Source organism: Pseudobdellovibrionaceae bacterium (assembly GCA_020635075.1).
GTDB lineage: Bacteria > Bdellovibrionota > Bdellovibrionia > Bdellovibrionales > UBA1609 > JADZEO01.
On record JACKAM010000001.1, the window covers coordinates 589,553 to 612,691 of the forward strand.

Consider the following 23,139-nt stretch of genomic DNA (forward strand, 5'->3'; position numbering starts at 1 on the left):
AGCCAACTCTGAGATTTCTAGCTACCGATCGTCCCGAATAGGTGCACGAAGGGGCTCGGGGAGGGATTCGGAAGATTGCAGAGCGAGGAGAATCTTTTGATCCAAGCCTAGCGAAACTGCAGGTGGATGTGGCTCTGTCCCGTGTATGGTGAAACTGCCTTTCGCCTTTTTTCCGGGTTCTTCCATTCGCCGTTTAGAGCGGAGTGGATGTAGATGTGGGTGACTTGGGAGAGGTCGACCTCCTTAATTGGGTTGTCAGGGCAATCTCCTTTAAACAAGTGACTGGTTTTCATCTTCATGTGATAGGCATTCACACAGTTGCCGATCATCTGGCCGGATTTAAGGCGAAGATCCAATGAATACTCGGCGGTTTCAATCTTGTCCCAGCTCAACTGCACCTGACTTGGAGGTGGGGTTGAGGATTGTTTTGCCAGTGGACGAGAGAACAAAGTCAAAGGGGTCCCGGCTAATGCCGCTCCAGTTCCATAGACACGGTCGCCAATGACTTCGATATTGCCCCAGTAAAGAGCTCCGGCAGGAAGATTGCCCGGGTTGTACTTGCGCTCGTCGAGAGTGATGATTTTTTGTATCTTTTGCCCCTGGTCATCGAGAAACCGAATGCGGTATTTGGTGTGATTGGAGTAGACCTCGGTTGCAGCGAGGAGAATCTGCCCGTCGTAATTTTTGAGATAGGGAAGCCCTACGGCCTGGGCCCCCAAGGCATTTTCGCCAATCATGGCCCGCCGGTTGGACCAGTTCACGCCATCCGTCGAATCCATCAGAATAATTTGATCTTCTCCGCCGCCAAGGGACTCAAAAGTCATGTGGTACTTTTGCGTTTTGGGATGGCGGAGGACAACGGCCATACCATCGCGCCGGCCCTGTCCCGGGCAATGCCCGATTTCTTTGTCGAGCACCGTTTTGTTGGTAGTCATGTTAAACTTGGCCAGGCGAATAACTTGGCCACAGCTCTTCTCGTGGGCGGTCGCTTCATCGGCATAGACCAAGTAAATGTCATTGCCGCTGATTTTGAAGACAAAGGGCTCGGCTGTACCTTTACCATCATCGCCGCCATTGACGCTGTTGTGGACGCAGATCTCATTGACAATGCCGTAGTCTTTGCCGCCGAAACCAGAGAACTGGATACTTCCTTTGTCGATGTCGCTACTTCTCTTGATGCGGATCTGCCAGCGTTTACCTCCTTGCCCCGGTTTGGCCGGCAGGGATTGGTTGGGATCACCGTCAAATTGGCAGGTGTCTTTGTCACCCACCACGACGTAGGGGACATAGAGTCGGCGGTTGTGAATGTAGCCATCCGCATTTTCCACTCGATGGCCGCAGGCCACATCCACATTGGTGGCAAGGCGAAAGTTGTGGAGTCCTTCGCTTGAGGACTCAAGGAGTCTGACTGTCCTCATGCCCTCGCTGCAGCCTTGAGAGTTCACATTGTCTTTGTAGGGCCAGTTGGCACCCGTGTGGACGATAAGGAAATTTCGCTTTGAAGTTTGATCGTGGATAAGTCGAGGGTATGAAATGCGTTTGCCACTGGTTTGGGCGCCGAGAAGATGAATGTCAGTGCCATCGAAGTTTGTTGTGGCTTGATACTGGGTGATCCCGCCGCCGGTGAGGTCGGAGGGGAGAAGCAGTTTATTTGGGTCTAGTTGATTCTTACTTCCTCCTTGGCTGGGAGATCCCCCTCGTCCACCGGCAAAAGACTGTTCCGACGGAGACGAGTGTTGAATTTGAGTTGCGATTTGAAAGCCCTCTCCGCAGCCAAAGAGCTGAATGGGCACTGCCAATCCTAATAGAATTTTCCACCAATTGAATTCCTGAAGACGAACCATGATTCCCTCCTCGTTGTGGTTCCATCTCCCCTATTTGTTGTTCCCGCAGATTCAGTATCTAGCGAAGTGAAATCATAGCGAACTGATATTAACTGGGTGGTAGGGAGTTAAACCAATTGGAGGTAGACCCACTCGGCGATAAGCCCTTCGATAAACCAAATCGGTGCGTATTCAAGACAAACCAGACCGTGGATTTGAAAGCGCTTTGGGCTACCAACACCATCCTCTGTGGTTTGTGAGTAGTCCCAGGGGGCCACCCCGGCAATTAAGCGCACGAGAAATCCCGATACATACTCCCAAGCGAGAATAAGGAAGGAATAGAGGAGTCCGCGAATCCACCAAGGCGATGAACCAAAATACTCCTGAACCAGCATGACGATAAAGACCACAGCCCCATAGATCGGGAACATCCACAGCGAGGACCGTCCTTTCAAGCGGCGGTCCTTATGCTTGATGGAATCAATGAGCCCCGTCCAAAAGACCTCGTGGGCGACTCCACCAAAGGAAAACAATAGAAACAAAGCTGTTGTACTCATAGGGAACCACATCTCTTTCGTTGCCAGCCGTTTCCCACCCAGGTGTCAGTATGCAGGGCCCACATGGGAATCACAATTGCCAAAAGGGAACTCGATCGCGCCGTCGAGGAGCCTCATAATATGGCGTAATTTCAGTATTTTACCGATTGTAACCAGCTTTGAATAGGCCATTTGACATCGAGCGTTAATGGAGCTAAAACAGCCCAATTATTGAAGTCTTGGGTCTTTATGATTGGTCGTCCTAATGCTTACCCAGGTTACATGTGAGCTAAATCAAGGAGTCACGAATGTCGATGTTTTGGCAGAGGGTTGCCCTGTGTGCCGTTGTTCTTGTTTCTATTTCACTGGTCCACTTTGATGTCGAAGCATTGGAGTGTGAATCAGCGAAACCCCTCAATCTTAAAATCAGTGTGGATCATCGGACGGTCTATTACGAAAGAGAAGTGGACATCTTCTTGTCGAACACATCTATCGCTCTTTCTAATTGCATTTTGGCGTCGGCACCAAAACTGGATACCCACAAGCGGCACTTGTCCGAAGCCGATAAGGCCCTCATGCAGGTGGCTGAAAGGTATAACAAGGGATTGGGGTCTTCGGCCGATCAGCTGAACTATAAAAAGTTCTATTGGGCGATCAGACTTCGGGCCTCTTTGGCTCCAGCGATCATTGAAGGTCGTGTGAGAGAGGGAGCCCGGGAAGAAATCGACCGGACCATCAATAAAAAAATCACGGCGGCAAGAAAAAGTAAGATTGATGAAGTGACGGCTTTGATCGATCAGGGAATCGAAGAGCAGATGGCGGCGCAGTTTCCTAACCTCAACCAAATGCCTGCGGAAATCCAAGCTCAGATTCATGCCCAGTTCTCTGCGGTCCGAAATCAAATGGTTGATGATGCCATCGTTCAGGTGGACGCAGCTCTTGCGGATATTAAGGCCGAGGCTCAACAGGAAGCTTATAGAACCGCTGACAAGAGGCTTGATCAGGTAAAGACCGAGTCCACCTACCAGGGAGTGGCTCTGGTGTTTATGGCTGACCTGAGTCCAATTATGAAGAATGCCGTGTTCTTCGCTCACGTGGGAAAAGACAAGCCCGACATTGGAGCTGAGCGCGACCACCAAGGGCTCACTGATGTTGAAGAGATGAGAGGTCTTCCCAGTCAGGTTCAGAGGGCGATGTCGACGGCGCCTACAGGTTTTTTGGAAGCCGGAGTTAAAAAACGCCTTGATGCTAAGACCACTTTGACTGTTACGGGAGTTCTGTTTCACGCTCGGGAACCCTGGACAACAGCAACACCTTACATCGAGAACATTCTTCTCATGTCAGACGAGCAGTTTGAGAAACACCAGGATTGGCACGAGATTGACTCCTTTGTGCAGACCTTTAGAGTTTACCGTGAATTGGGGAACCAAATTCTCCAGGGTATTGAGCTCTACGTTTCTGCCGGTACCTTTGATGGCGACAAGGCTGCAGCAGCCGGGACAGTTTTTCACTTTGATTCTCGTAATCGCCTATTCGTAGACGCTTACGTTGGGCAGAGGGACTTTCTGCGGAAAGGCTACAGTGCCTTCTACGCTCATGACACAAGTGTGAGTGTGATGAGATATGAGGTGCCCATGACTGTTTATGGAGGAGGCTCGATTCTTAAAGAGGCCCGTGAAAGAGATTACAATGATTGCGTCATCCCGGCTGCCGGGACCAAGCTCACGCTTTACTCTGGGCGTATTGCTCAACTCATTGATGCTCAAATCGTCGCCAACACCGAGCTTGCACGACGCCACTGTAAGGGCGAAAAGGATCGATGGGACTTCAGGGCTGGGCTCAGCCTTGACCTGCAGTGGGGCGGAAGCCCAGGGCCGGCGCCTAAGCGAACCAGAGACATCCGGCTGAATGAAACCCTCATGTGTCACGGGAGTGGGGACTTCCCTGCCTTGACCTACATGCATCTGAATCGCGGCGAATTTCGCTCGCCCACTCCAGTGGTCGAAATGGACATGAGTTATTTTCCGGGCAAGATCGAGCGTCCTATTGGGCGGGTACTTGAAGACGGGGCGATCCGCCAATTTGAATTCCGCTACAACCCAGATCTGAAATACCTATTTGAAGTCGACATGAGCAACGGGGACGTCAAAAAGGTCACTGCCGTAACTCGCTTTAACACCACGGTTCTCAATTGTAGCGAACTGAAGTAGTTTGGCCCCCGAGAGAGTGGCGCAGGGCAAAAATGGCAGGCTTGCTGAGTCCACTTGATTCTGTGAGAGAAAGGTGCCAGGTTCCAGAAATGCGTCTGGATGGGAAATGATAAGGGAATGAGTTGTCCCCTGTCTTTTCGCATCCAGACGCATTTCTGGAACCTGGCACCTTTCTACGGGGGATACCATGAAGAGTCTGAGTTATTCAGGATGGACAGGGCTGCTGTCACTTTTGATTTTTTTGTTTGGTTTAACTGCTCAGGCCACAATCCAACAGAGGCTTGAGGTGGGGCTTGATCCAGGGGCGGGCCGGTTAGCCGCCAGTGTGGAGCTGATTCCCAACGATGAGTCAGGATCAATTGAATTCTGGTTGAACAGCGGCCTGCAAGTCAGTGCGAGTGATCCTCTAACTCGCATAAAGGCCCTGGGCCGTCGCGGCCATGCGACCCAATATTTGGCCACCTTTCCCTCACAAGGATCGCTCAAGTTCTCTTATCAGGGATCTCTTTCCGCCGACGAGGTGAATCCTCTTTCTGCGGTCGGGGTGGCCTTGATGGGTCAACACCATTGGTATCCTCAGGTCGAAAATGAGTCTTATGTGTTTGAACTCACCACCAGATCACCTAAGTCCTGGTTGGTGTTGAGTCATGATGAATTATTGGCAGAGCAGGAAGTGGGGGATGAGATTATTACCACTTGGCGTTCCACGTCGCCTCAGGAAGACATTTATTTGATGGCCAATCAGTGGCACCGTTTTTCGCGCGAGCAGGACGGGATTGTTCACCGGGTCTATTTGCTACAGCTCGATCAGCAGCTAGCAGATCGCTATTTGGACTCCACCTCCCAGTTTATTCCCATGTACAGCCAATTGATTGGTGCATATCCTTACAAACAAATGGCCACAGTCGAGAATTATTGGGAGACGGGCTATGGGATGCCCTCATTTACACTATTGGGGCCAACTGTTATTCGTTTTCCGTTTATCTTTTACTCCAGCTTTCCCCATGAGATCCTCCACAATTGGTGGGGCAATGGGGTGTACGTTGATTTGAGCATGGGCAATTGGTGTGAGGGTTTGACCTCCTACATGGCTGATCACTTTCTCCAGGAACAGCGCGGAGGGGGGAGTTCCTATCGGCGCACGGCCTTATTGAATTTTTCTGTATTTGCCAGCAGTGGCTCGGATTTTCCCTTAAAGGATTTTGTCAGCCGTCACGACAAGAGTTCTTCGGCAGTGGGTTACAGCAAAGGGCTGATGTTTTTCCATATGCTCAAGAACTTGGTCGGTCCTGCCGGATTTGAAAAAGGCTTACAGGAGTTCTACCGTCGCCATCTCTATGAGCCAGCATCATTCGTTGATATCAGGAAAGCCATGGAGACGCAGACATCTGAGAGATTAGACGGTTTTTTTGATCAGTGGCTCACGCGCAAAGGGGCTCCCCAACTGGAGCTGGACCAGGCTGCGCAAAAGCAATTGGCAGACGGAAGATTTGAGGTGAAATTCGTTCTCAAACAGATTCAGTCAGGTTCTTTTTATCAACTGAAGATCCCCGTCGTCTATGAGCTTGAAGGCCCTGGCCGGATGGAAATGAGAGAGGTTTTCATGTCCTCTCCGTCCCACCAAGTGACCGAGATCTTCCCCCAGAAGGTAACAGGACTGCGGGTCGACAGTGAGTTTGACGTGTTTCGCTACCTCTACGCCCAAGAGATTCCGGAGTCCGTATCGAAGCTCTTTGGGCAAAACCAAACGACCTGGTTGGTTTTGCCGAGCCAAGGGGCTTTGGGCCGCGCCAGCTATCTTGAATGGGCAGATCTCATGAAAGAAAACTTTGAGGGAGCGGTTGAGGTGAAGTGGGACAATGAAATCTCCCAGATTCCCAGGGGAGCTTCTTACTTTGTTCTAGGTAAGGAGAATGGATTCCTTACGGACATCAACTCGCTGGGACGGGATTTGGGTTTTCGAGTGAATGGCTCAATGGCAACCATCGAGGGTTCTGATTATCTCTTGTCGAACCAGACCGTTTTTACTGTTCTACCCAGCAGTCGTGATCCAGAAAGTTCGGTGGCCTGGCTATCGGCCCCTGATGTGGCGACCTTACTGAGGTCAGCAGCCAAGATTCCTCACTACGGCAAGTACGGTTATTTGGTTTTTCAGGGTGAGCAGAATCAACTCAAAGGCGAATGGCCGGTGAGCCGCTCGCCCTTGAATCATGAGTTCTAGGGTAGCAGTATCAGTCGCGAGGGATTCGAAAAATTTCCGACGGCTCGGCGTCCGGTCCCATCCAGGGGAATAATGCGAATCGAATAGGTCCCCCAACCTGGCAGTTGATTGTAGGGCACAAGGCGGATCCGGCCTTGAGTTCCGCGAACTGCTGTGCCGCCGAGGGCATTGCGATCGGGTTGGTCACCGTTGGGATTACTAAAATCCTGATTGGGTCGGGAAACCTCCACATAGGCTCCTCCCGCACCAGTGATTCCACCGACATCAAAGGAGATATCAACTGGAATGGTGGGATTGTTCAGACGCAGATCGGTTGCGCCATTTAACAAGGGGGGTGAGGCCGTACCGCCGCCACCACCGCCGCCTCCGGCAGGGGGCTTGTACCAACAAAGAGGCCTGAGCCCGACGGTGTCGCCTTTCTTTCGGGTGCAGCTGCCCACTTCAGGATCGCGATCGCTCACGTCCACGTTGTGGTCCTCTTGACAGAGAGCCCCTTGAAGATAAGTGTCCAGTCGACACTGATAGGCAGGGTGTGTTTCCTGAGTGCTTGGAACTGTCCGAGCATCCGGTGTGTCCAGGCGAGGGACCGTACCGCCACTGAGTTGCTGGAACATGCGGGCGCTGGCAAGGCCGCCCATCACCGAGCGTACGCAGATGTCGATGTCAATGGCATCGCTGAAGCTTTGCGAACAGTATTGGCGAGCCAAGGGGTCTTCATTAATGATTTGATTATTGGAGTTGGCAAAGACCCTGCGCAAACATTTTAGAGTTGCAAAGTAATCGGACTGTCCTTCGACAGAGGCCCATCTGGAATCTGATTGGGAGTATTTTGGTGAACCTCCCAGATGGTGACCCAATTCGTGGCAGGCAACCAAGTAGATACCTTCGATGGTCATGGCCGGGTGACGGGCTAACCCGCCATACAGGTCAACAAACCAGGTGCGGCCCTGTTGGTAGGCGACGGCATTGACGTCGGGGTTGCTCCAAAGCTTGTTAATCACCAACTGCCGACCTCGCGCAGAAACAATTGGGCCATAAACCTGGGCTACGTGATCAAGAGCATTGTTGAAATCCTGTTCCGTAACCGGTCCGAGGAGTTTGGCGCCGACGAAGATTTTCTTGTCGTTTTTGGGAAGGAAGGACTTTTCCCCAAAGTTTTGTCCCCATGAGGCGGAGTGTACTGCCAGAGCCAGACCAAAGAAGAGTAAAGCCTTTAACCAGACGTGGACTTTCATCATAGGACCCCCATTACCAACTGTGCTTCGGTCGGTGCTGGGAGCGACATGAACAAAACTGGATGATCTTCCAGTCCAGCTCTGAAGATGGCAGCTAGAGCGGCGCTCTGGGCTGGACCTGAACTATGGGAGGTGTCAGGCTTTCATGCAAAAAAAACTGATATCGACGAGTCGTTCCTAATACATCGTCCTACCGAAACGTCCTGACGCAACCGCCTTCGACGGGCCCCCTAGAACAGGTAGATCGTTCAAGGTAGGACGTATTACCGCGCTCTTTCCGCGGCGGGAATTATGGGGTGGGCCCAGAGTGTTGTCTCGGTCACAAGGCTATGTATAAAATGGCAGTGATGAGTTTATTACTTGGGAGTTCAAATGAATTTTGAAGAAGCCGCCCAAAGAGTCACTACTCTTTCGGCAAGACCCGATAATTCCACACTACTGAAACTCTATTCTCTTTTTAAGCAAGGCAGCCAGGGCGATGTTCAGGGTTCACGGCCAGGAATGCTCAATGTGGCGGGGCGAGCTAAGTACGATGCCTGGAAGGGCCTTCAGGGGATGTCCCAGGACGACGCCAAAGATAAGTACGTGCAATTGGTTCAGCAGCTCGTGGACAAAGACGGCAACTGAGACAACTGCGGTCGGACATCGAGACCGAGTTTAGTTCAGTTTACGCCAAATGCCGGCATAAGCCTGGGGTTTGTTTTGCCCCTCACTGGTCAATCCGGTGATGAATCGGACTTCAGCGTGAATATCCCCCTCACCTGGGTATTCTGTTTGGTAAACCCAATGGGGGCGGCAAGGGTGGCAAACCAAACTTTGGCTTCCCTCCAATACAGAAGTAATAGCTTCAAAAATCAGCTTTTCGGCATCCAGGTCTTTTCGCTGAATCAGGTCGGGCCACGGGCGGCAGTACAACTCTTCAATACTGTAGCGGCAAAAAGAAAAAAACTGGAAGGATCTAAAGATTTGTTGGTGCTCGCAGTTGTAGACATCCACCACGTCTTGATCTGAAATCAGAGACAGGACCTCTTTTGTAGGAGTCAAACCCATACTGTTCAAGGCCATCTTGGTGAGCTCACCTGTATTCTTGAGGCTGATGCCGGCATCTAGGGCTTCTTGGCAGATGGCCACGTAACTGGCTAGATCGTTGCGAACCAGCCTCCTTTGTCCTTCACTCAGGGCCGAAAAATAGGGAAGATCTGCGGCGGACCAAGGGAACATCTGCACTCCCAGTTGAGAATAACATAGTTGTGCCAGCATTTGGCAGAGCTGACCCATACTCATTTGTGCCGTCTGGGAGGGGCTTCCGTTGGGTGGGACGTTGTTCATGGCGGAGAGTTTTAAACTCCTTATATTTAATAGGCAAGCTGGAAATTCAGCCCGGACTCAAGGCATTGTTGCCGTGTCCAGATGAAAAGACAAGGCCGGCCTCAAGTTCCCTGGTTTTGATTGGCCGCGGAATAAAGGTTGTCGAACTAATGGGCAAATGCAAGGGGAGGACTCATGACCCTGACTCCATCCTGTCTTAAAATGGGACTGAGTGTGACGATTTTTGGCCCTGATCGTGCAGAATAGACCCGTGCACGGTTGGTTTCGGCTTCCAGGATAATTGAAACAATTTAATCAAAGGATACTTAATGTCACGAACGGTGAGATGGTGTCTGGGTATCAGCCTATTGGTGATGGGGCCTTTGGCTTGGGGAGAGCAGTGCATCCAGAGAGCCAATGATCTAGAAAAAATTAGCAGTGAGGCACTGAGCCTGTTTGGTCCGGGCTGGAGGTCCTATTTGCCAATGCCCCACGATCCGCAAGTGCACTACAAAAGTGCGACATCTCCTCGTCCTAAGTATCCTGAGTTTTTCGTCCAGCGGAATGCCCTAGGATTACTTGAGGTCAAGGTGGGCGGAGAAACCTATCAGGGGCAAATCTGCGCGACAGAAAAAGGCCTAAGGTTGGATGTTCTAATTCTCGGTGGTCTGATGAAGGGGGACTCAGTTGAACTAAGACCCTCTAAGAGTCCCGGGGAGATCATCATTGCCTACCAGGAAAAGCCCATGTTTCAGGCCGGCGATGATAATGGTTGGTCCACAAAACCCGTGACCAAGGAGTGGCTATATGCCATTGAGGACTTCGATCAAGGCATGATCGCCTCAACCAAGAGTGGGTTCAGAGGTCCTCGTGCTTCCCAGTAAGAGGTCTGCTGCCTTATTCATATTAGCAACTCTCTTGGGCCTCTCTGGCGGAGTACACGCTGATGGGAAGAGAGGGACTCCAGTGATAGAAAAGGCGTGGCGGATCAATTCTGACCCTCAGGCTATGGCCCTAGCTCAGCTAGAGAACAACTATCAGGTGGCGGAGAATTATATTCTGCCGCGCAGTGAGGATAAGGGATTCGAGAAAGTCCGGATTTTGAAGTTGGAGTCGAAAGACGCCAGGAAAATAAAGCGAGATTTGGCCAACTCGGGGCAGACAAAGAATCTCGAACAACTTGTCAAAAGCAAGATCGCAAGAGGAGAAATGGGAATCGAGCTGGCACAGGGACGTGTGAACTACCAGGGCCGTCAGATTCTCGTCTATCGCTATCAGATTCAGGGTCACCCCTTGCCCCTAATTGTCTCAGCCTTTGGCTACCGAGTTGGGGAAGAGGTTGTTGTAGCCACCTACATGACTCAGCCCACTTTTTTTGGACGGTATCGGCAGAGGGTGGATGAGTTCATTCGTGATCAAGGCCAGCATTAGTCGGATTCTCGAAGAAAGTGAATCCGTCAGAACCCCTCTTATCCAGAGAGACAGGTGCGGAGCGGCAAAGGGGACGAGGGCGTCAGCCTTTCATTGCGGCAAGGGCCCTCAATTGATATCGTTTTTGCGATGAAAGTATGTCTATTTTCTTACCCCAGAACGGGGACTTCAGTTGTCTTTCGATTAATGTCTCGATACTTGAATGCCAAACACGGCTCAGGATTGGGCGTGGGAGAGATTTTTGACTGTGGTGACCATCTTCTTGTCGATACGGGTACGGGATTAAAGCTTGAGGATGGAAATGCGACAGAACACTATCGTCAGGAGATCTCCCGCCGAATAGAGCTTCTCAAAAAGTACGATAGACAGAACTATTCGATTAAGGTACTTGCGAATCAAGCCAACCACGGTGTGATTGAATTCCTTGCAGAACACTACCAGATCGTGTGTTTGGAACGGAGGGATCAGTTTGAGGCCGTGCTTTCCTGGATTTTAGCTCGACAAACTGGTTTTTGGAGTATTGAGCGTGGAGGTGTCCGCCCCAAAATAAGTAAGATCGTAGCTGAGCGCGAGATTTATGAGGAGATCAGAAATAGCATTGTGAACTACTTGGAAATGAAACCAAAGTTTCCTTCGATTTCGAAGACTCTGATTTACGAGGATTTTGTCCTGCTCCAGAACAAGACCGATGTCCTAAAAGAATTGGGTTGGACAGATGTGGCAGCCGTCCTGGGAGAGAACTTTGATGAAGTGATTCTTCGTTCTTTTGAGGAAGGCGAGAAGCAGGGTTTTGTTGAGAATCTGAATGAAGTTCGTGGCTGGTATGAGAATGACTTTTGTTAAGAGAGTGGACCGGGTTGTTTAAATGGCGAGCAACTATTTGGATCAGTTAGAGGATGAGGCCATATATGTTATTCGCGAGGCGGCCTCAGAGTTCGCACGGCCGGCCTTGCTTTATTCGGCAGGCAAGGATTCATCGGTACTTTTGTGGTTGGCTCGCAAAGCCTTTTGTCCTGCGAGGATATCCTTCCCGCTCCTGCACATTGATACCGGACTCAAATTCCCAGAAATGTATGCCTTTCGAGATCATGTTGTCGCCGAGTATGGAGTGGAGCTATTGGTTTATTCAAAGCAAGGACAAGGAAAAGACCGAATCCATCCAGATGTCTTCGGGACAGCCGCTTGTTGTGAGACACTAAAGACGCGCGGGCTGATTGAGGGATTGCGGCACTTTGGTATCGACGCAGCTCTTGGTGGAGCCCGGCGCGAGGAAGAAAAATCTCGAGCCAAGGAACGGTTTTTCTCTGTGCGCAATCATCAGGGAGTCTGGGATCCGCGTAAACAGAGGTTGGAGATAGGGAAAACCTTCAATTCCAGATTGAGTAAGGGCGATTCCATGAGGGTGTTCCCCCTCTCCAATTGGACGGAATTGGATATTTGGCGTTACATCGAGCGTGAAGAGATCGAAGTCTCACCTCTCTATTTTTCGGCCCTAAGGCAGGGAGTGGAGAGAAACGGAATGTTCTTTGAGACACCGGCTTCTACAGATCCAAATCTTTCGGCAGGCGTGGTTCAGAAAGAAGTCAGATACCGAACTTTGGGGTGTATGCCCTGCACGGGAGGCATATGCTCCACAGCCGCCACCATTAAAGAAGTCATTCAAGAGCTGGAAGCGGTGAAGATCAGCGAAAGATCAACCCGATTGATTGATCACGACGGTGAAGGGTCAATGGAAAAGAAAAAGCGACGGGGTTATTTTTAGAGCGATAACCTGGTGATTGAAATGAAAAAGGATCTTTTAAGGTTATGTACATCGGGCAGTGTTGATGATGGGAAATCAACTTTGGTGGGACGTCTTTTGTTTGAAGTGGGAGCCTTGGCCGAAGATCATATTGAGGCTGCCCGAAAGGCAACTACGGGTGAGTTCCCAGAAGGCATCGACTTCTCTCTGATAACAGATGGATTGTTAGCTGAAAGAGAGCAAAAAATCACCATCGATGTGGCGTATCGCTATTTTGAAACAGAGAGAAGGCGTTTTATCCTCGCTGATTCCCCAGGTCATATTCAATACACAAAAAATCAAGCCGCGGCAGCCAGTGTTTCGGAGACCGGGATTTTGGTAGTCGACATAACCTCGGGATTCTCCGAGCAGTCCCGTCGCCACCTCATGGTCATGATTCTTTTAGGTGTGAAACACATTCTGATTGCCATTAACAAGATGGATTTGGTGTCCTTTGCTCTTGCTCCGTTTGAGAGTCTAAAATCAGAAATCGGCGAGTTTGCTGGTCGGCTTCGGGTGAGTGATCTCAGGTTTATTCCCATAAGTGCGAAATTTGGAGACAATGTTACCCGTCGTTCGGAGCGCACGAGTTGGTACCAAGGGGAGACAGTGATGTCACTCCTTCAGAGCCTTTTTGTTAGAGGTGATGAGAATCAAATTGATGTTCGCCTGCCAGTCCAAAGAGTGATTGTCGAAGGCGACGGTAGGCCTCGTGGCATTTGTGGGACCTTGGCTTCGGGAAGAATTCATCGAGGGCAGGAGATCATGGTGGCGTCCTCGGGGCTGAAGAGCCGAATCACCAGGATTCAGACCCCTAGAGTCGATGATGCCAAAGTTGCTTTTGCTGGTGAGGCAGTTGTCGTGTGGATGGAAGACCATATCGACACCGGACGTGGTGAATTACTTGCGCCCCCTCTCAACCAACCGACTCTGAGTGCCGATGTCGAGGCAATGGTGGTGTGGTTCTCTGGAAATTCATTGAGGGTCGGAAGTTCTTATGCTCTCAAGCACACCCACAAATGGGTGCACGGTTTAGTAGATGAGATTCGCTATAAGATTGACCTTGCCGACACCTCTCGCCTTGAAGCCAGGGAGCTGAGAGATAATGACATTGGTCGAGTCAGGCTGAAACTCAGCGAACCGCTGGCCTGCGATCCCTATGAAGGAAACAGGCACACGGGGAGCTTCCTATTGGTGGATGAGGATTCGAGTCATACCGTGGGGTTGGGTCTGATCTTGAAAAGCCATTCCAGGTCTCAGGCTTTACAAACTGAAGAGAGTCGAAAGGGGCGGGTTTTTTGGCTGACGGGTCGCCCGGGTGCCGGAAAGACGAGTATTGGAAATCGGTTAGCCGAAGAACTAAAGGTAAGGGGCCGTCATGCTGTGATGCTTGATGGTGATCAAATCCGCCAGGGGCTTAACGCTGATCTTGGATTTAGCCAAAAGGACCGGCTTGAGAATGTCCGGCGGGTGGCCGAAGTGGCCAAACTTTTTGCCCAGGAAGGATCGGATGTGATCGTTGCTCTGATTTCGCCCATGAATGAGCAAAGGGCCGCAGCAAGGCGAATTGTCGGTGGCGGGTTCTTTGAAGTTTTCATCGACTGTCCTCTGGATGTGTGTATCCAGAGAGATCCAAAAGGTCTCTACCGTAAGGCGAAAGAAGGGAGCCTCACGGAATTTACGGGAGTTTCCTCTGAGTATGAAGAGCCCGAGGCGCCGGATTTTCGTTTGAAAACAGATAGCCGAGCAGTTGAAGACTGTGTCGCCGAGATCCTGTCCTCGCCCAAGATTTAAAAGAGCTGATGGCTGACCGGTAGCCGCTTCGCTCTCCTCTAGCAGTAGTTTGAATTCTTCACACATAGGTTTTCTCTATGGCTACAATGGGTGCCATCAATTGTACATATGACCTTGGTCAAGATAAGGTCTTCGGCAGCTTTGATGAGTTCGTTAATTGTTCTAAAAAGGGGGAAATATGGAGATCAAACATCGAGTGAGTAAGGTTTTTGGAGTCTTGGTACTTGGCGGTGCGGCGCTAGCGGCGACGGCGAGCACGGAGCTACCAGGTGAAGTGCAAGTAGAAGAGGAGATTTGCCAAGTAGCGGTTGTGCAAAAAAAGTATGCTCTCAATCGTCCTGTGCAGGTGACGACGGTGTGCATCGATCAGAAATCTGATGAAGAGGCCATTCAGTTGATTCAAGAGATGCGCAAGGAGTCCTGCTACACGCCCTTTTGTGGATGTTGGTTGGGCTAATGACCCATCGGGATTTTCGCTCTTTAGCTGCAAACATGTGGGCCCAAAGAGCTCAAGCTGAGCTGGGGGCCCAGGCTCGCTTTAGGCTGTTGATTGAGCAGCTGGAAGATCATGGTGCTCACGCAAAGGTTACCGACCTCGCGAAGAGGGCCTTTGTCGAGGAGGAGGACCATGCTCACCTCTGTGCTCAAATAGCAAGGGATCTGGGGCATTCTTCTGGGTTTGCTGAGGTTGACGAGAGTGAGACCTCGCTCCAACCCCAGCCATCGTGGAGAGAACGAGAGTCGGAGGCCGATCGCCTTTTGTGCGAAGTAACTCTCATGTGTTGTATCACTGAGACTATCAACGCCAGCCTGATGAACACGATTTATGCCGGAGCCAAGGATACGCCCGCCAAGAAGATCGTTCATCGCATTCTAAGGGATGAGGTCAAGCATGGGCAAATGGGTTGGGGTTACCTCACGTCAGAGAGCCAGAGAAGGGATTGTTCTCTCCTGAGTCGCTACCTGGGGGAAATGCTTGAGATATCAGTCAAAGACGAACTCTTTGCACCTATTCCGTTTGAAATTCAGGATGCAGAGCTCGTCAATTTTGGGGTCCTTCCGGTTTCCATGCGCATGGATCAGTTCGCGGAGACTCTCACTCAGGTCGTCATTCCGGGATTTGAGCACTTTAATGTGGATTCCCAGGGCGCTAAGGATTGGTATCGGGCGAAGGTCAGCTAGCTTTCTTTTTTGTCCAGCCGAAATTCTTTGGGTCTCTGTGCCGCCTCAGTCGGTTCATTGGCGACTCCATCGATTGTTTTGCAAGATTGTGTTTTTTCAAATAGTGGGATTCTGTGATTCCGTGAGACTCCAAGTGTTTTACGGTAATGACCTCAAGATAGGCGCCGCACTCTCTGCATTGAGCAAAGTAGTCCTTGGGGGGCAACGGTAAAAAACCCGACGCGACTATTGCAGAAGGCCAGGTGCCAAAGTAGCTTTGGGCCTCCAGGACTAGGTCTCTGTCCACTTTCTTTGCCTGAGAGGCGGGAAGACACTCGCTACCAAGTCTGCGATGTAGCATTTTGACTCCAATTAGAACTTCCTCCTTGGAGAGCTTAACCCTTGGCTTGCCTCGCCACTCTACAGATTCGAGTCCGCAGGCAATCAGAAGAATTTCCCACTTACCAAATGATTGAATTGCGGCCTCGACAACATCATCCAGTCCAATCTCTATCAAATGGTCTGGGGTAATTGGATGCCCATTTTCGTAGAGTTCCTGAATTGTCTCAATAATTAGATAATCGCGCATTCCAACCTCTTTCCACCGTTAGCTCTCTATCGGAAAAGGGTGTAGGATTCTCAAAAATTAAAGAAGTGTTATTTGTAAGCGATCCAAAAGGATACGGCAAATGGCGGAGTGGCCGTCCCCTAACTACCTTTGCAGGGTGAGTTAACGGGGTAAAGACCTTTCGGACTGGAGATCCTGAACATACTTGGTCAAATCAAAATGAGCATGAGGGCGATGTTTGTGAAACCCCTGGTCAATGATATCCCTCTTTGCCAGGATCTTTCTGATCTCACCGTCGATATCCCCTCCAGGGGAAGACCACCTCTGGCCTTGATCGAAGTGAGTCCAGTTGGCCTGACCTAATTTCCAGATGCGTGGATTGTGATAGACGGTCAATTCACTTGATGTGTCATCGTAGCTCATGCCTTCATGGGTATGAAAGTGGAGATACAATCGGGTGCGAAGGATCTTGGCTTCACCTGGGATGTCACTCATGTTGGCCATGACCAATGCGCGCCGATCAGGACGGGCCTTAATAAGCACAACATTTGGCGCCTCGTTGCCACTAGGTGTAATAGTAAGAGCGTGGGCCTGGTTCTCGGGGCCAAGTCCATCTTGATAGTTGCGTATGATCGTCTGCCCCTCTATTTCGTACATCACTTCTACTCGTGGGTTTTGGCTCTGCACGCCTTGGGGGTGGAAGAAGATGCCGCAACCGCCGCAGGGTTGATGGCTCTGCCTAAGAACAATATTAAAAACAAGGGGACCATAATCCTTTGCTGGCGGAGGGGGATCAACTGGAGGGGGAGTGGGTGTCGGAGGTGGGGATCTCGGTGGGTCCACGGGGGCATCAGGTGCGATGGGATTGACCTGGCTTTGTTGGTCTACAAGTTGGTAGGGGTCAAAGCCTTCGCTACAACCAAATTGAACTAATATGAGGGTGACGATGAGAAGGTGTAACTTCCATTGTTGTTCCATAGGGCAGTCATCCTTTGACTACGGGCCATAGATTGTCTTTCAAGGTTTTGATCGGTAGGCAGGTGAAAAACTGGAATCAATCGATTTTTGACTACCGAAAGGACAAAAACACGCCTCGTCATGTTTCATTGTGAACGAAAAAACAGAAACGATGGAGCTCTGTGTGGGAGCTCCCTCGACAACAAACGGTAGGGCAATGGATTAGAACAAAACTTTTTGGGCCGTGCAGGTCAGGTCTTTGATTTCGGTGATCTGCTGATAGACGGCTGGAGCGGGCATGAAACCTCCATTGTAGCCAATCAGCAGTTTGGTGGTGAACTCCGCCTGCTTGTGGTCGCCCAGATAGATGCCAGGAATAACCAGTGAATAAACTCGGCTGGGAACATCGGCGATGTACTTGGGTGTGACGACACCGGAAACAATCTGGCCGAGAGGTGTGGTGGCAACATCGAGGCTGAAGAGGACTTTGGCGGGATCGCCGGGTGCGATGTTTTCAAATTCATTAGTGATCGAGAAATCAGGAGTGCCGAGCCAGGAAGTTGCGGAAAAACCCACAACATAGTCAGGATTAGTTACGTCCTGACAGGTGTACATATTGGGTTGGACGGAGGCTGCGAAGGCAGCGTTGGCAAAGATGACGGTGTAGGCAATTTGTGCAGCGATCATGGCGGCGATAAAGGCAGCTTTTTTCATGTTTTCCCCCTTAAGTGTTTATCCGGATGTGGCCCGGATGAGGTATTTGTGCCAAAGCTAGAGGGAAATGAAAAGTTATTAGTTTTGAAGTGAGTGGAGTAGAAATTCTGATGATGAGTGATTCCGTTTTGGAACTAGACTAGGGGTTCAGTCGGCACTCCATTGACAATTCAAGGGGTTTTTCGTCAATTGTGGCCTTAAATTGACCTTCAAGAACCATTTCGGATTGGTTCTCCATCTGCAAAACAAAATCAAAAACTGAAGAACCAAACAAAATCTTGTCGCCACTTGTGCGAGGCAGAATAGGAAAGTTTTGAATTTCCACCCGATCGCCGGTGCCGTCTCCCTTGAGCGTACCACGTACCAAGCTGGCATGAATGGTTTGTTCGGGCAAAGAGGAGACACTGACCAATTGCTCGTCTGTTAAAGAATGGGGCCAGTAATAAAACTTGCGAATATAACCAAAGGCAAAGTGACCATCCCAATGAGTACCGCCCAAAACAAGTTCATCAAAATCAGTCGGGAGGTCCCGGATGGCCCTCACGCCCGCAGGGTAGCCATTTTCATAGCCGGTTCCTTCTTCGGGGGTGAATGATATCAGGTTACGGCGGCGTCCAGATCCAGCCCAGTCCAAACCCGATAGGGTCATGCGACTTTTTCCATCCTTACCCATTTGGAAGGCTGGTTGGTAAGGGGAATTCTGCCAAGATCTACCGAATATTCTAATATAGTGATCCAATCCTGTCGCCAGAGCGTTTAACTTGTACAGATTCATGCCCGATCGAATTCCGGATTCCTTAACGACCCATGGGAGATCCCAATCCAGAAAAAAGGCACCGGCCTGCCCTGGAGAAAACCAGCTCAGGTCCCTCGTCTTTAGAATGTCCCGTTGCCGGGTGCGTGGGGATTCTTCCGTGGGAATGTAGGAACTGGGGTAGATATATTCTTCCAGTTGGCGGCCCCAAACAAACACTCCCGCTCCAGGTTCGCCTTGGTAGGTCTTCAAGCCACCTTTTGACAGCACAAGATCCAACTGAACTTTGGTTTCGCTGAGCATTTCAAAGCTCATCCATATGCGATACCAGCCGTCTGGTAGACGTTGGATGTCTGAAGAGAGTTTTTCTAGAGTTGGCAGCTCTTGAAGTGATCGATTGACTGATCCGCGCCCATTTAAGAGAAAGCCCTCACTGAGGGAATCGCCTCCATTGATGCCCGTGACTCTTAAACTCACCTGGTTGCGGCCATCGGGTTTAACGAATAGTGAAAACGAGAAGCGATTGTCTTCGGTGAAATTCTCAAATGTCCAGCCTATTGAGTGCTGGCCCTGGCTATTATCTTCAGAAAGCCGGTCGGCCGTAAGATTGTCATCAGGGGCCTGCACCAGGTTGGGAGTTACGAGCGTTCCCTCGGCTGCGTCATTCTTGGTGAGGTCTTCCGATTGCACCAGGGAGTTGGTTCGAGTCCCTTCAATAAGGATACCCCGAAACTCCTTCAGATTTGGCTCATAGCCAAATCGAGGCAAGCCGGTGGACGCTCGTCTTAAGACCCCCCCGCTGTCGAAATAGGTGGCAAAGCTTTCACCTTGATCTTCACGCTCAAAGCTGAAACCAGGAGGGATAGTACCAGTTGAAAAATCGACAGACAGAGCCGCCCCGGTAACAGAGTCCGGGCCCATGTGGGTGCGTTTGACGATGACCTGAGTTCCCGCGTGCTTGGACTCTGGGGTTTGGCAGTGAGCCACGATATAGGACTCTTTAAAAACGGCTTCAGGCAGTTTTTCGTAAACTCCGGTGCCCTGGGTGAGATAATCAGGGCTATAGCTTCTAACTTCGATGCCCGAGACGGGCTGAGAAGAAGACGTGCAGGAATTCAGGGTGAGACGGGGGGTGCCTGCAGTAAATGAGATGGCTCCCGCATGACTAAGGATTTCATCAGCGCCATTGGTTGAACACATGTAGTTGGGAAGAAGCCGAAAATAACTTTCGTCGGCTGGCCAAAACTCCAGTGGATAGGTTCTACGTCGTACCGTAATGATGTTTCTCTTGCCGTCGTAGCCGAGTCCATTTCCGCCACCCGAGCTGCGTGTGAGAGTTTCTCCGGATGGTTGAGCAACATTTGCACGGAAGGAGCGATTGAGGTCGCCACAGCTTTGATAGCCTACGGCTAGACCAGTTGCTAATGTGATGACCAAGACTAAGCCAGTGCGTTTCATTTCAAAATCTCTCACTTCCCTCACTTAACTATATCGCAAGTGACACCGAGAAGAATCTAACAAAAATTGCGAGATTGAATGGATAAGCTACTAAAAACACTTGAGTCTCAGGTCCGTGCGGGAGAGCACCAGCTTGTGCGTAAGCAAGTAAGTTCTTTGAATTACGACAAAATCCCCCGCCCCTACGCGGTCAGGATGTCGTCTATCGCTCGCCGGGTTGGTTTGGAGTATGTCTCAATTCGAATCATGAACCATCTGATTCGTCCAAAAATAGAGGGTCGTTGGATCCCAACTCCGGAGGAATACGCTGAATATGCCCGAGCACTGCTCATGATTGGCTCCTATAAGGAGGCTGGGAGTCTCCTGGCCAAAATCAATGCAGAGCAATTGCCACAGGCTCTGCTGTTCAAGGCGTTTTTGCTTTTTGGCCAGTGGAACTACTTAGAGTCGCTTCAGTACCTGCGAAAGTACGTGATTCATCCTCAGGTGGAGCCCTACCAAAGGCTGGTAGGAAAACTGAACTTGGCCGCCGCTTTGGTACCAAGTGGGCATTATAATGAGGCCATCGATTTATTGAGTGAACTCGAATCCACTCTGGACCCTCAAAAGCAGCTGGTCCTTTTGTCTAATACCTTTGAGGTCAGAACCCAGGCGGAATTGTTCAGGGGTGACTATGCAAAAGCGAAAATCTATTTGGACCGCGCAAGATCGACACACTCATTTGGCCAACAAATAATGGGCCTGATTTTCAAGAAGTGGCAGATCATCCTGGATTGGAAGATCAAGGGGAATAGTTCTTCAATTGAGGATGCAATCATCAAACTCCAAGACCACGCTCGCGAAAATAGCTTTTATGAGTTGGTGAGGGACTGCGACTACTATAGGTCGCAGATGACGGAGAATGCTGACCTCTATGATCGTCTCATACTGGGGACGGCCCATCCCAATTACGGATTGCGGTTTCGCAACACGGTCTTTGAAGATAGGAAGGCCTCTGCCTCATACTTGTGGATGGGAGACGGGTCCACCAGCGCCCCTGAGCAAGTGATCGACATGGCAAACGCTAAGAGTATCGACGGGAGTCTTATTCTTAAACCAAAACAGATTCACTACCAATTGATCAGACTGCTGAGTACGGATTTTTACCGCCCGTTTAAGCTTGGGGAAGTGTTTGAAAGTCTGTTTGAAGATCAGTACTTTGACCCCCATAGTTCACCCCAACGCGTATATATGGCCGTGTCGCGGTTACGCAGCTTTCTTAAAAAAGCTGGATATGCTGCGAATCTGACTGATGCCTCGGAAGGCTACTTGTTTCGACCGACTTCGGGATTTGGGGTTTTGGTCCACAAGGAAATGAAGGATGAAGACCCAAGGATGGTCTACATCCGTCGTTTGCAGGGTGAGTTTGGTTTTGATGATTTCAATTCGGCTCAAGCGGGCGGTGTTTTAGACCTGTCAGCTCGGCAGAGCATCACCATCCTTAATTGGGCAATTGCTAATGATTTGATATTGCAGTCTGGAAGGGGAAAGGCAACTCACTACTCGATCAAGGGCAGGACAACAAAGGCCGCTTAGGTCATTGTTTCAACCACTTATACACGAAATTTTTGTTAGTTCCGGTTTTACACCCCCGCTGTCAGGATGAGAACAGGGAAGGAAAGTCATTTAGGGTCTTACAGGGGGTACAGCAATGAGATCACGTTATCAGTTAGACGTCCGGGTCAGCTACATTTGGATGCTCGTATTAGTGGCATCACTAGTGCTTGGGTGCCAAGGGTATCAGCCTCATGATTATCAGTCGTCATTTTCGTCTCATGAAAACGAGCTGGTATTTGATGCCAGCAAGAGAGACCGCAATCTGACACTTCACTTTGGCTCCGCTCAAGGGAAAGCTGAGGCCGACCTTAATGGGGCCACAGTAAAAGGGGTAGTCTATGTCGAAAGACTGATTAAGCCAGGAAGTGTCAAGGGAATGGGCTTTATGTTGGATGAAAGCTACATGGGTTGGTCGGGGAAAGCGCCTTATGATTACCCGATTGGTGATGGAATGCTCGATACCACGCAGTTGGCCGATGGACCTCACAGCCTTCACTTCACGGAAAGAAAATGGAACGATGATCGTGTTTGGAATACAATCCATTTTACCGTCGATAACGGTTCGCTAGTGGGAGTGCCGGGCAATCCGGGCACCCCTCCACCAACTAGTCCTGGCCCTGGAATTGGTCTGTCAAAGTGTTCAAAATTTTTTCCCGGCAACTATGTGAGGGCGACGGACGACTCGACTCGAAACGTGGACGGGCTGGCTACTCTGAATTACATCTTAAGCCAGGACCTAACCAACTTTGTAGGCGTTGCTTATCAGTTTATGTGGGGAGATGTGGAGTCTTCTCCAGGCAAATACAACTTTGCCGAGTTAGACGAGGTTTTGAAGCGGGTCAAGGCTAGAGGCAAAAAGGTCATTTTGAAGTTTCAGGATCGAACGTTTTGGACTGGCTGCAATTCCAAGTTTGTTCCAAGTTATGTGGACATTCTCGGGCCTCGACCTGGAGGCAATCAAAAGTTTTGTACGGCTCGTGTCTGGGAAAAGGAGACTGTGGATCACAAGATCCGTGTCCTTAAGGCCATAGTGGGGCGCTACCATAAGGACCCTGACTTTATTGGCATTCTCCTGGAGGAGACGGCTCTCGCGGTGGACAAGAGCTATCCCACCTATTCGGATAAGGTCTACATCGATTCACTTATCAGAGTGGTCCAGGAGCTGCACTCAGCGTACCCCGCTGTGATTCTGAACCAAGGCATCAATTGGATGACAAAGGCCGATCACCTGAGGCTCGCTGAAGCGCTGGACAAAATGGGTGGTGGCGGCGGCCTTAACTGGCCCGACTCAGTGCCTGGGAATCGAAGTAAGTGGCACTGGTACGACACTGGAAAGTCTTACAACAACAAACTCATGCTGATGCCAAATGCGCAAACACCGTTCATTAAGCCAGAGGAAACTGGCGCAATTTACGACATGCTTGTTAATGACATCGGTGCTCATGCTATCGTTTGGAATTCCAATCACCAAAGCCAGAAGAGGTACTTTGTCGACAACGTTATTCCCGAGGTTAACAAACGAAAGGGGTACATCAAGAACACCACTTGTCCCTACTGAAAGACAGTCGATAACTAGATTCCGTTACCAATCCC

Annotated in this window: 20 protein-coding genes; 12 read left to right on the top strand and 8 right to left on the bottom strand. The window is 50.3% G+C overall.

Annotation, left to right across the window (positions count from 1 at the left end):
- Nucleotides 1-107 precede the first annotated feature (107 nt).
- Nucleotides 108-1,844 (bottom strand): hypothetical protein, encoded by a 1,737-nt coding sequence (locus H6624_02530; GenBank protein MCB9083187.1) that lies wholly within the window; start codon nucleotides 1,842-1,844, stop codon nucleotides 108-110.
- A 107-nt stretch (nucleotides 1,845-1,951) separates the two neighbouring features.
- Nucleotides 1,952-2,380, bottom strand: a complete 429-nt coding sequence (locus H6624_02535) for a hypothetical protein (protein MCB9083188.1) — start codon at nucleotides 2,378-2,380, stop codon at nucleotides 1,952-1,954.
- Nucleotides 2,381-2,667: 287 nt separating this feature from the next.
- On the opposite strand from H6624_02535, the gene H6624_02540 reads away from it, so the two are divergent.
- Together H6624_02540 and H6624_02545 are read left to right on the top strand one after the other, a co-directional pair.
- Entirely contained in the window at nucleotides 2,668-4,569 is a 1,902-nt protein-coding gene (locus H6624_02540) for a hypothetical protein (GenBank protein MCB9083189.1), read from the top strand.
- A 187-nt stretch (nucleotides 4,570-4,756) separates the two neighbouring features.
- Nucleotides 4,757-6,790, top strand: coding sequence for a hypothetical protein (locus H6624_02545; GenBank protein MCB9083190.1), 2,034 nt, complete (start codon nucleotides 4,757-4,759; stop codon nucleotides 6,788-6,790).
- Here H6624_02545 and H6624_02550 read toward each other — a convergent pair.
- Complete coding sequence (locus tag H6624_02550) at nucleotides 6,787-8,028, bottom strand: hypothetical protein (GenBank protein MCB9083191.1); 1,242 nt, start codon at nucleotides 8,026-8,028, stop codon at nucleotides 6,787-6,789. The two genes, H6624_02545 and H6624_02550, sit on opposite strands and share 4 nt — an antisense overlap.
- Nucleotides 8,029-8,397: 369 nt before the next feature.
- Between H6624_02550 and H6624_02555 the strand changes: the two genes are divergently transcribed.
- The gene (locus tag H6624_02555; GenBank protein MCB9083192.1) at nucleotides 8,398-8,652 is read left to right on the top strand and encodes an acyl-CoA-binding protein; all 255 of its coding nucleotides are present in this window, start codon (nucleotides 8,398-8,400) and stop codon (nucleotides 8,650-8,652) included.
- 30 nt (nucleotides 8,653-8,682) lie between these two features.
- Here the strand turns inward: H6624_02555 and H6624_02560 are convergent, their stop codons facing one another.
- On the bottom strand, nucleotides 8,683-9,309 hold the full coding sequence (locus H6624_02560) for a hypothetical protein (GenBank protein MCB9083193.1): 627 nt from the start codon (nucleotides 9,307-9,309) through the stop codon (nucleotides 8,683-8,685).
- 353 nt (nucleotides 9,310-9,662) lie between these two features.
- Here H6624_02560 and H6624_02565 point away from each other — a divergent pair, with 353 nt between their 5' ends.
- From H6624_02565 to H6624_02595, 7 genes are all read left to right on the top strand, one after another.
- The gene (locus H6624_02565) at nucleotides 9,663-10,217 is read left to right on the top strand and encodes a hypothetical protein (protein ID MCB9083194.1); all 555 of its coding nucleotides are present in this window, start codon (nucleotides 9,663-9,665) and stop codon (nucleotides 10,215-10,217) included.
- A gap of 82 nt (nucleotides 10,218-10,299) precedes the next feature.
- On the top strand, nucleotides 10,300-10,764 hold the full coding sequence (locus tag H6624_02570) for a hypothetical protein (protein ID MCB9083195.1): 465 nt from the start codon (nucleotides 10,300-10,302) through the stop codon (nucleotides 10,762-10,764).
- 186 nt (nucleotides 10,765-10,950) lie between these two features.
- Nucleotides 10,951-11,607 (top strand): hypothetical protein, encoded by a 657-nt coding sequence (locus tag H6624_02575; protein MCB9083196.1) that lies wholly within the window; start codon nucleotides 10,951-10,953, stop codon nucleotides 11,605-11,607.
- Between the two features lie 22 nt (nucleotides 11,608-11,629).
- Complete coding sequence (locus tag H6624_02580) at nucleotides 11,630-12,526, top strand: sulfate adenylyltransferase subunit 2 (GenBank protein ID MCB9083197.1); 897 nt, start codon at nucleotides 11,630-11,632, stop codon at nucleotides 12,524-12,526.
- A gap of 21 nt (nucleotides 12,527-12,547) precedes the next feature.
- Complete coding sequence (cysC, locus tag H6624_02585; protein MCB9083198.1) at nucleotides 12,548-14,338, top strand: adenylyl-sulfate kinase; 1,791 nt, start codon at nucleotides 12,548-12,550, stop codon at nucleotides 14,336-14,338.
- Nucleotides 14,339-14,516: 178 nt separating this feature from the next.
- A complete protein-coding gene (locus H6624_02590) occupies nucleotides 14,517-14,795 on the top strand; it encodes a hypothetical protein (GenBank protein ID MCB9083199.1) in 279 nt (92 codons plus the stop codon).
- The gene (locus H6624_02595) at nucleotides 14,795-15,520 is read left to right on the top strand and encodes a hypothetical protein (GenBank protein ID MCB9083200.1); all 726 of its coding nucleotides are present in this window, start codon (nucleotides 14,795-14,797) and stop codon (nucleotides 15,518-15,520) included. The genes H6624_02590 and H6624_02595 overlap by 1 nt, the downstream gene beginning before the upstream one ends.
- On the opposite strand, the gene H6624_02600 is transcribed toward H6624_02595, so the two are convergent.
- From H6624_02600 to H6624_02615, 4 genes are all read right to left on the bottom strand, one after another.
- Nucleotides 15,513-16,088: a hypothetical protein gene (locus H6624_02600; protein MCB9083201.1), complete on the bottom strand. Its 576-nt coding sequence runs from the start codon at nucleotides 16,086-16,088 to the stop codon at nucleotides 15,513-15,515. The two genes, H6624_02595 and H6624_02600, sit on opposite strands and share 8 nt — an antisense overlap.
- A 141-nt stretch (nucleotides 16,089-16,229) precedes the next feature.
- The gene (locus H6624_02605; protein ID MCB9083202.1) at nucleotides 16,230-17,045 is read right to left on the bottom strand and encodes a hypothetical protein; all 816 of its coding nucleotides are present in this window, start codon (nucleotides 17,043-17,045) and stop codon (nucleotides 16,230-16,232) included.
- A 201-nt stretch (nucleotides 17,046-17,246) separates the two neighbouring features.
- Complete coding sequence (locus H6624_02610) at nucleotides 17,247-17,738, bottom strand: hypothetical protein (protein ID MCB9083203.1); 492 nt, start codon at nucleotides 17,736-17,738, stop codon at nucleotides 17,247-17,249.
- A gap of 139 nt (nucleotides 17,739-17,877) precedes the next feature.
- Complete coding sequence (locus H6624_02615; protein MCB9083204.1) at nucleotides 17,878-19,950, bottom strand: hypothetical protein; 2,073 nt, start codon at nucleotides 19,948-19,950, stop codon at nucleotides 17,878-17,880.
- Between the two features lie 78 nt (nucleotides 19,951-20,028).
- On the opposite strand from H6624_02615, the gene H6624_02620 reads away from it, so the two are divergent.
- Both H6624_02620 and H6624_02625 read left to right on the top strand, forming a co-directional pair.
- Nucleotides 20,029-21,525, top strand: a complete 1,497-nt coding sequence (locus tag H6624_02620; protein ID MCB9083205.1) for a hypothetical protein — start codon at nucleotides 20,029-20,031, stop codon at nucleotides 21,523-21,525.
- 115 nt (nucleotides 21,526-21,640) lie between these two features.
- Nucleotides 21,641-23,104, top strand: coding sequence for a hypothetical protein (locus tag H6624_02625; GenBank protein MCB9083206.1), 1,464 nt, complete (start codon nucleotides 21,641-21,643; stop codon nucleotides 23,102-23,104).
- Nucleotides 23,105-23,139: the final 35 nt, after the last annotated feature.

Coding starts and splice junctions, on each gene's coding strand:
- H6624_02530 (MCB9083187.1), bottom strand. CDS start 1,844: ATGGTTCGTCTTCAGGAATTCAATTGGTGGAAAATTCTATTAGGATTG.
- H6624_02535 (MCB9083188.1), bottom strand. CDS start 2,380: ATGAGTACAACAGCTTTGTTTCTATTGTTTTCCTTTGGTGGAGTCGCC.
- H6624_02540 (MCB9083189.1), top strand. CDS start 2,668: ATGTCGATGTTTTGGCAGAGGGTTGCCCTGTGTGCCGTTGTTCTTGTT.
- H6624_02545 (MCB9083190.1), top strand. CDS start 4,757: ATGAAGAGTCTGAGTTATTCAGGATGGACAGGGCTGCTGTCACTTTTG.
- H6624_02550 (MCB9083191.1), bottom strand. CDS start 8,028: ATGATGAAAGTCCACGTCTGGTTAAAGGCTTTACTCTTCTTTGGTCTG.
- H6624_02555 (MCB9083192.1), top strand. CDS start 8,398: ATGAATTTTGAAGAAGCCGCCCAAAGAGTCACTACTCTTTCGGCAAGA.
- H6624_02560 (MCB9083193.1), bottom strand. CDS start 9,309: ATGAGTATGGGTCAGCTCTGCCAAATGCTGGCACAACTATGTTATTCT.
- H6624_02565 (MCB9083194.1), top strand. CDS start 9,663: ATGTCACGAACGGTGAGATGGTGTCTGGGTATCAGCCTATTGGTGATG.
- H6624_02575 (MCB9083196.1), top strand. CDS start 10,951: ATGTCTCGATACTTGAATGCCAAACACGGCTCAGGATTGGGCGTGGGA.
- H6624_02580 (MCB9083197.1), top strand. CDS start 11,630: ATGGCGAGCAACTATTTGGATCAGTTAGAGGATGAGGCCATATATGTT.
- cysC (MCB9083198.1), top strand. CDS start 12,548: ATGAAAAAGGATCTTTTAAGGTTATGTACATCGGGCAGTGTTGATGAT.
- H6624_02590 (MCB9083199.1), top strand. CDS start 14,517: ATGGAGATCAAACATCGAGTGAGTAAGGTTTTTGGAGTCTTGGTACTT.
- H6624_02595 (MCB9083200.1), top strand. CDS start 14,795: ATGACCCATCGGGATTTTCGCTCTTTAGCTGCAAACATGTGGGCCCAA.
- H6624_02600 (MCB9083201.1), bottom strand. CDS start 16,088: ATGCGCGATTATCTAATTATTGAGACAATTCAGGAACTCTACGAAAAT.
- H6624_02605 (MCB9083202.1), bottom strand. CDS start 17,045: ATGGAACAACAATGGAAGTTACACCTTCTCATCGTCACCCTCATATTA.
- H6624_02610 (MCB9083203.1), bottom strand. CDS start 17,738: ATGAAAAAAGCTGCCTTTATCGCCGCCATGATCGCTGCACAAATTGCC.
- H6624_02615 (MCB9083204.1), bottom strand. CDS start 19,950: ATGAAACGCACTGGCTTAGTCTTGGTCATCACATTAGCAACTGGTCTA.
- H6624_02620 (MCB9083205.1), top strand. CDS start 20,029: ATGGATAAGCTACTAAAAACACTTGAGTCTCAGGTCCGTGCGGGAGAG.
- H6624_02625 (MCB9083206.1), top strand. CDS start 21,641: ATGAGATCACGTTATCAGTTAGACGTCCGGGTCAGCTACATTTGGATG.